This is a genomic window from Vibrio sp. SCSIO 43086, assembly GCF_051132235.1.
GTDB classification, from domain to species: Bacteria; Pseudomonadota; Gammaproteobacteria; order Enterobacterales; family Vibrionaceae; genus Vibrio; species Vibrio diabolicus.
In genome coordinates, this window is the sequence record NZ_CP072677.1 from 1,060,965 (window position 1) to 1,074,055 (window position 13,091).

At 43.3% G+C, this 13,091-nt stretch carries 10 protein-coding genes; 5 read left to right on the plus strand and 5 right to left on the minus strand.

Annotation, left to right across the window (positions count from 1 at the left end):
- Positions 1-86: 86 nt before the first annotated feature.
- On the minus strand, positions 87-596 hold the full coding sequence (locus tag J8Z23_RS04965; RefSeq protein WP_005390643.1) for a DUF2062 domain-containing protein: 510 nt from the start codon (positions 594-596) through the stop codon (positions 87-89).
- Between the two features lie 8 nt (positions 597-604).
- On the opposite strand from J8Z23_RS04965, the gene J8Z23_RS04970 reads away from it, so the two are divergent.
- A complete protein-coding gene (locus J8Z23_RS04970; RefSeq protein WP_434635161.1) occupies positions 605-2,860 on the plus strand; it encodes a DNA internalization-related competence protein ComEC/Rec2 in 2,256 nt (751 codons plus the stop codon).
- 38 nt (positions 2,861-2,898) lie between these two features.
- Here J8Z23_RS04970 and J8Z23_RS04975 read toward each other — a convergent pair whose 3' ends face one another.
- Entirely contained in the window at positions 2,899-3,888 is a 990-nt protein-coding gene (locus J8Z23_RS04975) for a glycosyltransferase family 8 protein (RefSeq protein ID WP_434635163.1), read from the minus strand.
- Positions 3,889-4,232: 344 nt separating this feature from the next.
- On the opposite strand from J8Z23_RS04975, the gene msbA reads away from it, so the two are divergent.
- Genes msbA through kdsB form a run of 4 tightly spaced genes read left to right on the plus strand, consistent with a single transcriptional unit; the run spans position 4,233 to position 7,909 of the window.
- Complete coding sequence (gene msbA, locus J8Z23_RS04980) at positions 4,233-5,981, plus strand: lipid A ABC transporter ATP-binding protein/permease MsbA (RefSeq protein WP_301658969.1); 1,749 nt, start codon at positions 4,233-4,235, stop codon at positions 5,979-5,981.
- A 5-nt stretch (positions 5,982-5,986) separates the two neighbouring features.
- Positions 5,987-6,994, plus strand: a complete 1,008-nt coding sequence (lpxK, locus tag J8Z23_RS04985; RefSeq protein ID WP_065645404.1) for a tetraacyldisaccharide 4'-kinase — start codon at positions 5,987-5,989, stop codon at positions 6,992-6,994.
- Positions 6,975-7,154: a Trm112 family protein gene (locus J8Z23_RS04990; protein ID WP_005390649.1), complete on the plus strand. Its 180-nt coding sequence runs from the start codon at positions 6,975-6,977 to the stop codon at positions 7,152-7,154. The genes lpxK and J8Z23_RS04990 overlap by 20 nt, the downstream gene beginning before the upstream one ends.
- Complete coding sequence (gene kdsB, locus J8Z23_RS04995) at positions 7,154-7,909, plus strand: 3-deoxy-manno-octulosonate cytidylyltransferase (protein ID WP_085343551.1); 756 nt, start codon at positions 7,154-7,156, stop codon at positions 7,907-7,909. Before J8Z23_RS04990 ends, kdsB begins: the two co-directional genes overlap by 1 nt.
- A gap of 77 nt (positions 7,910-7,986) precedes the next feature.
- Here kdsB and J8Z23_RS05000 read toward each other — a convergent pair whose 3' ends face one another.
- Genes J8Z23_RS05000 through J8Z23_RS05010 form a run of 3 tightly spaced genes read right to left on the minus strand, consistent with a single transcriptional unit; the run spans position 7,987 to position 12,811 of the window.
- Positions 7,987-9,546, minus strand: a complete 1,560-nt coding sequence (locus J8Z23_RS05000) for a SpoVR family protein (protein ID WP_434635166.1) — start codon at positions 9,544-9,546, stop codon at positions 7,987-7,989.
- Positions 9,547-9,557: 11 nt separating this feature from the next.
- A complete protein-coding gene (locus J8Z23_RS05005; protein WP_005390656.1) occupies positions 9,558-10,829 on the minus strand; it encodes a YeaH/YhbH family protein in 1,272 nt (423 codons plus the stop codon).
- Between the two features lie 47 nt (positions 10,830-10,876).
- Positions 10,877-12,811, minus strand: coding sequence for a PrkA family serine protein kinase (locus J8Z23_RS05010; RefSeq protein ID WP_005390658.1), 1,935 nt, complete (start codon positions 12,809-12,811; stop codon positions 10,877-10,879).
- Positions 12,812-13,091: the final 280 nt, after the last annotated feature.

Below are 13,091 nucleotides of genomic sequence, written 5' to 3' on the forward strand. Positions count from 1 at the left end.
CCAACTTGAGCGACATCGTGTTTCATTCTAACTGTTAGGTGCCCCTCAACTGATAGCGCAAATGCTGATTTTTATGCAGTAACGTCTTATCTTATTTTGCGTTTTTGCCAGCTCCGAACCACTGAGTAGCGCCAAAGTCCTCTAATGCCGAAGTAGCCAATAATCGCGGATACGACACCACAGATAGCACAGCCTAATAAGAATGGAGGGCCAATAGTGCTCATCTGTTGCATGATGAATTCCCACGAAAGTTCAAAGTGGAAAGGTTGCGGAGGAACATGCATCACTAAAGCGCCAAGCTTATACGCAAAATAAAATAACACAGGCATGGTGATAGGGTTGCTTATCCATACCAAAGCGACGGAGAGAGGTAAATTGACGCCAAGCATGATTGCCAAACCTGCAGCCATGATCATTTGGCTTGGTAGCGGAACAAATGCCATAAATAACCCGACAGCAAAAGCCCCAGACGCCGAGCGACGATTTAAACACCACAAGTTCGGGTTGTACAACACATTGCCGAAGACCTTCAATGCTTTTTGGCGTTTGATCAATTCATGATCTGGCATGAAGCGTTTTATCAGCTTTCTAGGCATAGGACAGCATGACTCTCTCAGAAAAAAGTTGGACCTTGGCGTTATTTGTAGCGAGCGTAATTTCGTCAGCTTGGTGGCCGACAATACCAGATTGGCGTTGGCTGCTGCTGGGAATAATAACCACTGGCTCAATAATCAAATTACGTCGTGGCTTAATTAGCATAGGCGCAATTGCGGGCTTTATGGTTGTCATCGTCCACGGCAATGTATTGGAGTCTCAGAGACAAGCCCTTTTTCAAGCAGGGGAGAATATTACCATAATTGGTAAAGTTGACAGCCCTTTTACGCAAATAAGTCACGGATATGAAGGCATTGTGGCTCTAAAAAAGGTAAATTCTCAAACTCTGTTACCTTTTCTTAAACCTAAAATCCGTCTTATTACGCCTTTTCCACTCGATGTTAACAGTGAGTTTACGACATCCGTCTCGTTAAAGCCGATTACAGGCCTACGCAACGAAGCTGGTTTTGACGCCGAAAAGCACGCAATGGGTAAAAGTATTATCGCACGCGGTGTTGTTAATAAGGATGTTACCTGGATTATTCGTTCTACTACATCTTTGCGCCAAGCCATTATCGCTGATGTTTCGGAGGATGTGTCCTCCCTTCATCATTTCTCGTTAATAAATGCGTTAGTTTTTGCCGATCGCTCTTGGTTATCTAAGGAGGATTGGCAAGCACTCAGAGACAGTGGTTTACTGCACTTGGTCTCGATTTCGGGCTTACATATTGGTATGGCGTTCACTTTTGGGCTAGTGGTGGGCGGTGCCATTCGTTATGCGTTACCTCAATACCAGCTATTGCCTAGCTTATGTGGGCTGATGTTTGCCGTTGCCTATGCTTGGTTAGCGGACTTCTCATTACCTACTACCCGCGCGGTGTCGGTATGTGTTATTTACGTCGTTCTCAAATATACCTTAGTGCACTGGGCTTCCTGGCGGGTACTTTTGCTCGCGGTAGCGCTACAACTGCTTGTTCAACCTTTTGCATCGTATAGCATGAGTTTTTGGTTATCGTATTTGTCAGTTTGCGCAGTGTTGTTCGCAATCAATTTGATTCGGCATCAAAACGGGGGCTGGAAAGCGAAGTTAAAAGTGTTATTGCTTACTCAATTGATGTTGAGTGTGTTAATCGTGCCTATTAGTGGCTATTACTTTTCTGGTTTCAGTTTGTCATCAATTGCATACAACTTGGCGTTTATTCCTTGGTTCGGATTTATCGTTGTGCCTTTGATGTTTCTGGCCCTGTTCTCATCTTTATTTCTTGAAATGATAGCAAAGCCTCTGTGGCAGTTGGTGGACTGGTCATTGCAGCCATTGAGCACGTCAATTCAGTACGCGATAGGCTCCTGGCAACCCATTAGTATAGAAATGACAGGGTTGATTCTGGCGGGAATTATTTGCTTGGTGTTTCAACGATTCATGTTTCAGTACGCGTGGTGTTTGTTACTTGGCATTGTAATTAGTATTAAGCTCACATCGGAATATGATCAGCAACATTGGCGAATTGATGTACTAGATGTGGGCCATGGCCTTGCGGTGATTGTAGAAAAAGACGATAAAGTGTTGCTCTATGATACAGGTAAAGCATGGCAAAATGGCAGTATTGCGGAGCAGGTCGTCACTCCGGTCTTGCATCAACGAGGTTATGAAAGCATCGATACGATGATCCTCAGCCATTCCGACAATGACCATGCAGGAGGGCGCTTGTTCATTGAAGATGCCTTTTCGCCACAGCGCAAACTCAGTAGCCAAAACTTTATCGGATATGAGTCTTGTACTCGCGGCGATCATTGGAAATGGCAAGGGTTAAATATAGAAGTACTTTGGCCTCCTGCTCTTGTTCAACGTGCATATAATCCGCACTCCTGTGTACTACGTCTTACCGACCCTATTTCTACGTTCAGTATGCTTTTTACTGGTGATATTGAGACCATTAGCGAGTGGATCTTGCTCAGGGAGCCTGAAAAGTTAAAAAGTGATGTGATGTTGGTCCCTCATCATGGTAGTAAAAGTTCGTCGAATCCTCGCTTTATTGAGGCGGTAAACCCGAGTGTGGCCGTTGCTTCTTTGGCAAAAAATAATCAATGGGGAATGCCGGCAGAACATGTTGTTGCAGCATATCGCAAGCTTGACATTACTTGGCTTGATACTGGGGAATATGGTCAGGTAAGCTTCTCTATTCACCGTGATAATTGGCGCTCAGAAACCAAACGTAGCGATACATTTGAGCCTTGGTATAGGCAGATGCTGCGTAAGAGTAACTAATATAAAAAGACCTAATATCGAATTAGGTCTATAAGTTTTTAGCTCTTTATTTTTAACATATCAAATCTGAATTTTTTATTCTTTTTTAATGGCAGTGTAAAACTGAATAGCTTCTTTTCACCATTTGGTCTGACTAGTTGCTCTAAGCTAGAAAAATAGTCTTCGTAAAACTCGGTCTTAAGTAGGCATTCTAACCACAAGTTAGCTTTTATTGAGTCTAACTTGTTCCATGGTTTTATGCTTGATGCATAATGGAGTTGAATCGGATTATCATATGCATCCAATAATTCTTCTTTAGTATAGTTAATCTCATCCACAAACTCTTTTCTGTCATACATACTATACACATAGTTACAAACCATGTTCCTTAAGGGTAATTTTCCAACTTTAGGGTGACAACAGAAGTTTAGAACGTCTTGTTCTGGCTGTATTAATCTGTGAGAGTTTTTTTCGAGGTAGTCTTTAAACCTTTTCTCTAAATTATCTTTTCTAACGAGATCGGCATTCATAAAAAAGTATCCAGCACCTATTTTTAGTTGACTAATTTCTTCATTAGAAAAACTCTTTTTATAAACATCATTATAGCTTAGGATCCTATCTACAGAGAATACCCCTGATATATAATTATTATCATCGTTGTTATTATATTCTATAAAATCTTTTGAAATGTCATTTAAGTAAATGACATCGACATCAGATACGATCATTTTTTTATGCTCTTTAATTAAGCTTGAAATGCTAAGTTTGTAAAACATAGCTTTAGAGTAATGACCTTTTGTCTTTATGTTTTTCCAATCATTTTCAAAGTCGAATTTTTCATTGAAATTAATGAAAATAAGTTCTGAGTTTTTGAATTTTTGTATGGTTTTTTTTAATTTTTCTTGATTTTGCAGCGTAATATCTTCATGTAAGACATATATCTGGTATTTGTAGTTTTTATCTGACTTCTCAAGCAAAGAATAGAATGCTACTGCAGCTGGAATAACATAGTTGTTATCAAAACAATGAACAATGGGAATGACTTGCATATTTTTTTGTTGTAAATAAGGATTAACATGTCAAGAGTATAGAGCGAAATATAAAAGACTAAAAGACTTTCTCTAAGTGGACGTAACACATTTATTAATGTTTATCAGTAGAGGGACAGGTACGATGGTCAAGTTTGCTTAACGATGAGATTTGACCCCCCAATTTTCATATTTAAGATTTAATATCAGTTGAGTCAGAGTTGGTTAGCCAATGACACATTGGAGATCTACTGGAAAAGTGGCAGTCTTATACATTAGCAAACTTAGTGTACGTTCTAGGGATAGGCATATGAGCGCTAACAGAGTAGAATGAATGCCTCAATGTAAGAAAACAAAGCACTTCTATGTCAACAAATACTGATGAAACGACTTGGCAGACGTTTAAGCGTCTCTGGCAATTTATACGCCTTTATAAATCTGGCCTAATCGTTGCTGTTTTAGCATTAGTTATTAATGCAATATCAGATACTTATATGATTTCCTTGCTAAAGCCGCTACTCGATGAAGGTTTTGGGAACGCTGAATCTGACTTTCTACGCACGCTTCCATTGATTATTTTTGCCATGATGTTTGTCCGTGGCATCAGTGGATTTGTCTCCACATACTGTTTGAGCTGGGTATCCGGCAATGTGGTTATGCAAGTCCGCCGTATGGTATTCAATCACTTTATGCATATGCCTGTGTCTTACTTCGATAAGGAAAAGACGGGCAATTTATTGTCACGCATTACCTACGATTCAGAGCAAGTATCTGCGGCAACCAGCCAAGCGTTAGTGAGCATTGTTCGCGAAGGTGCAAGTATCATTGGCCTGTTAGTCCTGATGTTTTACAACAGCTGGCAGTTGTCGTTAGTGTTGTTTGCTGTTGCTCCCGTTGTCGCGTGGGGTATTGGTGTCGTTTCTAAACGTTTTAGAAAAATATCCAAAAATATGCAGACAATGATGGGCAACGTGACTGCGTCAGCAGAGCAGATGCTGAAAGGCCATAAAGTCGTGTTGAGCTACGGCGGCCAGGATATCGAACGTAAACGATTTGAAAAAGTCAGCAACCAAATGCGTCAACAAAGCATGAAGTTGGTGACGGCTCAAGCGGCGGCTAACCCTATCATTCAAATGATTGCGTCACTTGCTATTGTTGCCGTTCTTTACTTAGCAAGTATTGACTCGATTAAAGAGCAACTGACTCCAGGTACATTTACGGTTGTCTTCTCTGCGATGTTTGGTTTGATGCGTCCGCTTAAAGCGCTTACTAACGTTACCTCTCAGTTCCAACGTGGTATGGCCGCGAGCCAAACGCTCTTTGCGTTGATTGACCTTGAGCCTGAGAAAAACGAAGGTAAGTTGACAGTTGAACGCGCAAATGGCGATGTTTCAGTTAAAAACGTAAGCTTTACTTATACTGGCGCAGAAAAGCCAGCATTGGAAAATGTCAGCTTCGATATTCCAAGAGGGAAGACCGTTGCGCTGGTTGGTCGTTCTGGTTCCGGTAAAAGTACCATCGCGAGTTTGCTTAACCGTTTCTACGATGTAAATAGCGGCTGTATTACGCTTGATGGTCATGATATCCGTGACTATGAGCTGAAAAACTTACGTAAACAGTTTGCTTTGGTTTCACAAAATGTGCATCTATTCAATGATACGATTGCGAACAATATTGCGTACGCGACAGAAGACAGGTATTCACTTGACGATATTGAACGTGCTGCTTGTCTAGCTCATGCGATGGAGTTCATCAGTAAGATGGATGGCGGACTAGATGCGATGATTGGTGAAAATGGCGCGAGTCTATCTGGCGGTCAACGTCAACGTGTCGCTATTGCACGTGCTCTATTGCGTGATGCACCGGTATTGATTCTTGATGAGGCGACCTCTGCTTTGGATACGGAATCCGAACGCGCTATCCAAGCTGCATTAGATGAGCTGCAGAAAGACAAAACGGTACTCGTGATTGCGCACCGCTTATCCACAATCGAGAAAGCCGATGAAATTCTTGTGGTTGATGATGGCGCCATCATTGAGCGTGGCAACCACGCCGATCTTATTGCAAAAAATGGTGCGTATGCACAATTGCACCGTATTCAGTTTGGTGAATAGACGCGGTGGTTGAAAAAATCTGGTTTGAAAACCATCCAATAAAATATCTATTGTGGCCGCTTTTGTGGCCACTGAGTGTATTATTTGGAGCAATAAGTAAGTCTAAGCGAAAGCAATATCAAACGGGCCGTAAGCAAGCCTACAACGCGCCTATCCCTGTTATTGTTGTCGGCAATATCACAGCTGGTGGTAATGGCAAAACACCAGTTGTCGTTTGGCTTGTTGAGCAACTGCAACAGCTTGGACTTAAGCCAGGGGTCGTTTCTCGTGGCTATGGAGCAAAAGCTCCTGCCTATCCGTTAGTGCTAAAAGAAGATACGCCTGCGAAACATTGTGGTGATGAGCCTAAGTTGATTCATCGCCGCACAGGAGCGCCTGTTGCGGTAGACCCGGTGCGTTCAAATGCTGTGAAAGCACTGTTAGAGTCAGGTGTAGATATCATTATTACGGACGATGGGTTACAGCATTATGCGTTAGGCCGTGATATTGAGTTAGTGATTGTGGATGGGAATCGCCGATTTGGGAATGAAAGCCTCATTCCGCTTGGCCCACTTCGTGAAGGGGTCGAGCGTCTTGCTGAAGTCGACTTTATCATCACCAATGGCGGTCAAGCACATACGGGCGAAATCGCAATGACTTTAGCGCCATCTAAAGCCATTAACCTCAAGACTAAGCAACTTGTGGAAGTTTCTGAGTTAAAAGAGCTAGTGGCATTTGCAGGGATTGGGCATCCACCACGATTTTTTCATACATTAAACTCGATGAACGCAGATGTTAAAGTCACAAAAGGTTTTGCTGACCATCAAGACTTTGACCAACAAGAATTAGAAGCATTGGCTCAACAAGGAGCCAATGTGATTATGACCGAGAAAGATGCCGTCAAGTGCAGCCATTATGCGCAAGATAATTGGTGGTATCTGCCTGTATCTGCCCAGTTTGAACCAAACGATGCAGAGCAAATTTTAAAGAGAATAAAAGAGGTTAAAGCGGCTTATGGATCACCGTCTGCTTGAGATTGTAGCTTGCCCTGTTTGCAAAGGTAAGCTGACGTACGATAAAGAGAATCAAGAGTTGATCTGCAAATTGGATCGCCTCGCTTACCCGATCAAAGAGGGTATTCCTGTTCTGCTCGAGCCTGAGGCTCGTACTATGAGTATGGATGAGGGACGCTAATGTCTTTTACGGTTGTCATTCCTTCGCGTTACGCATCGAGCCGTTTGCCTGGTAAACCGTTAGCGGATATTGGCGGTAAGCCTATGGTTCAGTGGGTTTACGATCAAGCGCTACAAGCGGGTGCGGAAGATGTTATCGTGGCAACTGATGACGAGCGTGTTGCTGATGCTGTCTCGTCGTTTGGTGGTAAAGTCTGTATGACTTCTCCTAACCACGAATCAGGTACTGAACGCCTTGCTGAAGTTGTTGAAAAAATGGCTATTCCTGCAGACCACATTATTGTTAATGTGCAAGGGGACGAGCCTTTGATTCCACCGTCTATCATTCGTCAGGTTGCTGATAACTTATCGGGGTGTGATGCTCCGATGGCGACATTAGCCGTAGAAATAGACTCGGAAGAAGAAGTGTTCAATCCGAATGCAGTTAAAGTTGTGGCTAATGAGCAAGGCTATGCGATGTACTTTAGCCGAGCAACTATCCCTTGGGATCGCGATAACTTTGCCAAACAAGACAAAATCATTGCCAATCCATTAATGCGTCATATTGGTATTTATGCTTATCGAGCTGGTTTCATTAATACGTATGTAAACTGGGCTCCGAGCGCATTGGAGCAGATCGAGTGCCTTGAGCAACTACGAGTGCTTTGGTACGGTGAAAAAATTCATGTAGCGGTAGCGAAAGAAGCGCCAGCAGCCGGCGTTGATACGCCAGAAGATCTAGAGGCGGTGCGCGCTATTGTGGCGAAGCAAGCATAACTAAAGGTCACATTGAATTAAGAACGAGAAAGGCTCCTGAATTAGGAGCCTTTTTGTTGCTTATATCCAAGTATTAGTTAGATGTTTGTGTCATATTGGTTCCGTTTAGGGCAGGTCGCTAAGACTTCTCGGTGACCTGTGTCTTTTACTTCTTGCAGAATGACATCAAATCCCCACAATCGGTACACGTGTTTCAGAACTTCTTCGTAACTGTCATCAAGCGGGATTCGGTTATGAGGTACGTATTGCAACGTGAGTGAGCGGTCCCCACGAACATCGACATTAAATACCTGAATGTTTGGCTCAAGATTAGATAAGTTGTACTGAGCGGCTAAGGTTTCTCTAATACGTTTATAACCCATCTCATCGTGTATCGCGGCGACTTCAATAAAGTTTTTGTGGTCATCATCGTTGATCGCAAACAGCTTGAAATCACGCATTAATTTCGGAGAAAGGTATTGGCTAATGAAGCTTTCATCTTTGAAATTATGCATCGCGAAATGTACCGCATCTAACCAATCGGTTCCTGCCAAATCCGGAAACCACTCCTTGTCCTCATCAGTTGGTTCTTCACAGATACGTTTAATATCTCGGAATATTGCAAAGCCCAAGGCGTATGGATTAATACCATTAAAGTAAGGGCTATTATAAGGCGGTTGAGCTACCACACTGGTATGGCTATGTAAGAACTCTAGTATGAACTTTTCGGATACCAAACCCTCATCGTAAAGATGGTTGAGAATGGTGTAATGCCAGAATGTTGCCCAGCCTTCGTTCATTACCTGCGTTTGTTTTTGCGGATAAAAATACTGACTGATTTTGCGTACAATCCGCACGACTTCACGTTGCCACGGCTCTAGTAGCGGGGCATGCTTTTCGAAAAAGTAGAGCAAGTTTTCCTGAGGCTCGCTTGGGAACCGTTCTTTAAGATCTTCCTCTTTGGTTTTGGCTCTTGGTACTGTGCGCCACAATTCATTCACTTGAGACTGTAAGTATGCCTCGCGTTCTTCTTGTCGCGCTTTCTCTTCGGTAATGGAGATTTTTTCTGGTCGCTTGTAACGATCCACACCAAAGTTCATTAAGGCGTGGCAGGAGTCGAGCAGTTTTTCCACTTCCTGTACTCCATATCGCTCCTCACATTCAGCCAAATACTTTTTGGCAAACAGTAAATAATCGATGATGGAGCTAGCGTCCGTCCAGGTTTGGAACAGATAATTACCTTTGAAGAAAGAGTTGTGTCCGTAACAAGCGTGAGCAATCACCAGCGCTTGCATTGTCACGGTATTTTCTTCCATCAAATAAGCGATACACGGATTGGAGTTAATGACAATCTCGTAGGCTAACCCCATTTGACCATGCTTATAGTTCTGCTCCGTTTGGATGAACTTCTTACCAAACGACCAGTGGTTGTAATTGATGGGCATACCAATACTTGAGTAGGCATCCATCATTTGCTCGGAAGTAATCACTTCTATCTGGTTAGGGTAAGTGTCTAGGCGATAGTGTTGTGCGACACGCTTAATCTCTTTGTGGTAGCGTTCCAACAGCTCAAATGTCCAATCCGGTCCATCTGGCAGCATTTTACTATTACGCTTCTTAGGCGCCTCTCCTGAGAGGTTTTTCGTTGCGGTACTCATCGCTAGCCTCCTTACGCCGTTTCTTTTTGGAATAGTTCACGGAAGACTGGGAAAATATCCTCCACAGAGCGAATGTTTTTCATTGCGAAGTTCGGAAATTCATCGGTAAGCTTTTCGTACTCATGCCATAAAGTTTGGTGCGAGCGTCGTGTGATCTCTATGTAGGAGTAGTACTGACAGTTTGGCAGTAGTTTGTTCACTAATAGATCGCGGCATCTTGGCGAGTCATCTGCCCAGTTATCACCATCGGATGCTTGCGCAGCATAAATGTTCCATTGTCCAATTGGATAGCGCTCTTTTACGATTTCGTCCATCAGTTTCAATGCGCTGGATACAATGGTGCCCCCGGTTTCTTGCGAGTAGAAGAACTCGTGCTCGTCCACTTCTTTCGCTTGGGTGTGGTGGCGAATAAAGACAACGTCTACATTCTCGTAAGTACGAGTTAAGAACAGGTATAACAGAACGTAAAAACGTTTAGCGATGTCTTTCGTTGCTTGATCCATCGAGCCCGATACGTCCATCAAACAAAACATCACAGCTTGACTAGATGGTACAGGGCGTTTTTCATAGTTTTTAAAGCGTAAGTCGAAGGTGTCAATAAATGGAACCCCCTCAATTTTCTTACGCAGCTCTTCAATTTCAGCCTTCAAGCGGTTCTCTTCAAACTGCTGAGCGGGTTCAATGTTTTTGATGCGAGCAAGTTCATCTTCTAGCTCTTTGAGAAGACGTTTCTTACCCGCGGTCATTGCCGTACGTCGTGCAAGAGATTGTTGCAGCGAACGTACTACCGCAATGTTTGAAGGGATACCAGCAGTTTGAAAGCCTGCGCGGTGCGTTTTCCATTCAGTAATTTTGGCAATTTGGTTTTTTTCTAGATTAGGCAGCTCGAGATCTTCGAACAAAATATCGAGGTACTCATCTTTTGATATTTGGAATACAAATTCGTCTTGGCCTTCTCCATCTGGACTGGCATTGCCTTCTCCCGAGCCACTACCTTGACCGCCACCTTTGGGACGCTCAATTTTATCACCAGTAATGAATTGGTCATTGCCGGGATGAACTCGTTCGCGAACACCACCTTTGCCTTGATGAAAGATCGGCTCATTGATGTCTTTGTGAGGGATAGAGACGTCTTCGCCCGTTTCCGTATTCGTAATCGAGCGTCGATTCACTGCGTCTGCTACCGACTCTTTTATTTGCTCTTTGTGGCGCTTCAAGAAGCGCTGTCGATTAACAGCGCTCTTGTTCTTGCCATTGAGCCTTCGGTCTATAAATTGCGCCATGAAATAGCCCTCTTCATGTTTCACAAGCGACCTAACTCAATACTGGGTTAGGATGACTTACGTACTCGTAGGTACCACTCAGAAAGTAGGCGAACCTGTTTCTCGGTATAGCCTTTTTCCATCATGCGAGCGACAAAGTCGTCATGCTTCTTCTGATCTTCAGAAGAGGTTTTCGCATTAAATGAGATAACCGGAAGTAGCTCTTCGGTATTGGAGAACATTTTCTTCTCGATTACTGTGCGCAGTTTTTCGTAGCTGGTCCAAACCGGGTTTTGACCATTGTTATTCGCTTTCGCACGAAGCACAAAGTTAACGATTTCGTTTCGGAAATCTTTCGGGTTAGAAATACCAGCGGTTTTCTCGATCTTCTCTAGCTCAGCGTTGAGTGAAGATCGATCAAATAGCTGACCAGTTTCTGGATCTCGGTACTCTTGGTCTTGAATCCAGAAGTCTGCGTAGGTGACATAGCGGTCGAAGATGTTCTGACCGTATTCAGAGTAAGACTCGAGATAAGCGGTCTGAATCTCTTTACCAATAAATTCAACGTAGCGAGGCACTAGGTAGCCTTTCAAGAACTCGAGATATTTCTCTGCCGTTTCAGCAGGGAACTGTTCACGTTCAACCTGTTGTTCAATCACATAGAACAGGTGTACAGGGTTGGCTGCCACCTCGGTTTGGTCGAAGTTAAATACGCGCGACAAAATCTTAAAGGCGAAACGTGTAGAGAGACCATTCATGCCTTCATCGACACCCGCATAATCACGATACTCTTGATAGCTTTTTGCCTTCGGATCGGTGTCTTTGAGTGTTTCACCATCGTAGACGCGCATTTTTGAGAAAATGGATGAGTTTTCAGGCTCTTTCAGGCGTGAAAGAATACTGAATTGCGCTAGAGTTTCGAGCGTGCTTGGAGAACAAGGAGCCTGAGACAGCTCACTGTTTTCAAGCAGTTTTTGGTAAATTTTCACTTCTTCGGATACGCGGAGACAGTAAGGTACTTTTACAATGTACACACGGTCGAGGAAGGCTTCGTTATTTTTGTTGTTACGGAAGGTCTGCCACTCAGATTCGTTCGAGTGAGCCAGAATCATACCGTCGAATGGAATCGCAGATAGACCTTCAGTACCGTTGAAGTTACCTTCTTGCGTTGCCGTCAATAGTGGGTGAAGTACTTTGATCGGCGCTTTGAACATCTCGACGAATTCCATTAAACCTTGGTTTGCTTTACACAGAGCACCGGAGTAGCTGTAGGCATCTGGGTCGTCTTGCGAATAATGTTCGAGTTTACGGATATCGACTTTACCAACCAGTGATGAGATATCTTGGTTGTTTTCATCCCCAGGTTCTGTTTTAGCAATACCGATCTGATCGAGAATTGAAGGGCGAACTTTCACTACTTTAAATTTAGTGATATCACCGCCAAATTCATGAAGGCGTTTAGCGGCCCATGGCGACATAATCGAGCGAAGATAACGTTGCTCGATACCATATTCTTTTTTCAAAATATCGCCGTCTTCCGTGGCTTTGAATAGACAGAATGGATGGTCATTCACTGGGCTACGTTCGCCATTGGCAGTAAGTACATAGATAGGCATCTGTTCCATCAGAGCCTTAAGTTTTTCAGCAAGTGAGGACTTACCACCGCCGACAGGACCGAGTAGGTAAAGGATCTGCTTACGTTCCTCTAAACCTTGCGCCGCGTGTTTTAGGTAAGACACAATTTGCTCTATGGCATCTTCCATACCATAAAAATCTTTAAAGGTTTCATAACGAGAGATAACACGATTCGAGAAGATGCGGCTCAATCTCGGGTCTTTTGCCGTATCAATTATCTCTGGTTCACCGATCGCCATCAGTAGGCGTTCTGCTGCATTAGCATAAGCGCTTTTGTCATCCTTACACAGGGCTAGAAACTCCTGTAACGACATCTCTTCATCTTTTGCAGCTTCATATCTTGATTGATAGTGGTCGAAAATACTCATGTCGCTTTCCCCTTTAATAGTCAGTCTACCGACGAACGTTGATTCAGGCTTTCCCACCTATTGTTATGCTCCTTGTTGTTTGAATATACGTCCTGTTATCACATTTGGTTCGTACAGAATGTAAGATTGGCGACACCAAAGACTTTGCTTTATGGACAGTTTTTTCATTACAACGGTGAGCGGTGGGTATGAATCTTTCAATCACAGCCTTTCTCTACTTAAGCCTAGTCGGGGATTTGCAATTTTGCTTAACAATTATGAATTTATTGCAAAAGTGACA

Bases quoted from the DNA above. Each gene is read 5' to 3' on its own strand.
- J8Z23_RS05000 (WP_434635166.1), bottom strand. From the start codon at position 9,546: ATGAGTACCGCAACGAAAAACCTCTCAGGAGAGGCGCCTAAGAAGCGT.
- J8Z23_RS04965 (WP_005390643.1), bottom strand. From the start codon at position 596: ATGCCTAGAAAGCTGATAAAACGCTTCATGCCAGATCATGAATTGATC.
- J8Z23_RS04975 (WP_434635163.1), bottom strand. From the start codon at position 3,888: ATGCAAGTCATTCCCATTGTTCATTGTTTTGATAACAACTATGTTATT.
- J8Z23_RS05010 (WP_005390658.1), bottom strand. From the start codon at position 12,811: ATGAGTATTTTCGACCACTATCAATCAAGATATGAAGCTGCAAAAGAT.
- kdsB (WP_085343551.1), top strand. From the start codon at position 7,154: ATGTCTTTTACGGTTGTCATTCCTTCGCGTTACGCATCGAGCCGTTTG.
- J8Z23_RS04990 (WP_005390649.1), top strand. From the start codon at position 6,975: ATGGATCACCGTCTGCTTGAGATTGTAGCTTGCCCTGTTTGCAAAGGT.
- J8Z23_RS05005 (WP_005390656.1), bottom strand. From the start codon at position 10,829: ATGGCGCAATTTATAGACCGAAGGCTCAATGGCAAGAACAAGAGCGCT.
- msbA (WP_301658969.1), top strand. From the start codon at position 4,233: ATGTCAACAAATACTGATGAAACGACTTGGCAGACGTTTAAGCGTCTC.
- J8Z23_RS04970 (WP_434635161.1), top strand. From the start codon at position 605: ATGACTCTCTCAGAAAAAAGTTGGACCTTGGCGTTATTTGTAGCGAGC.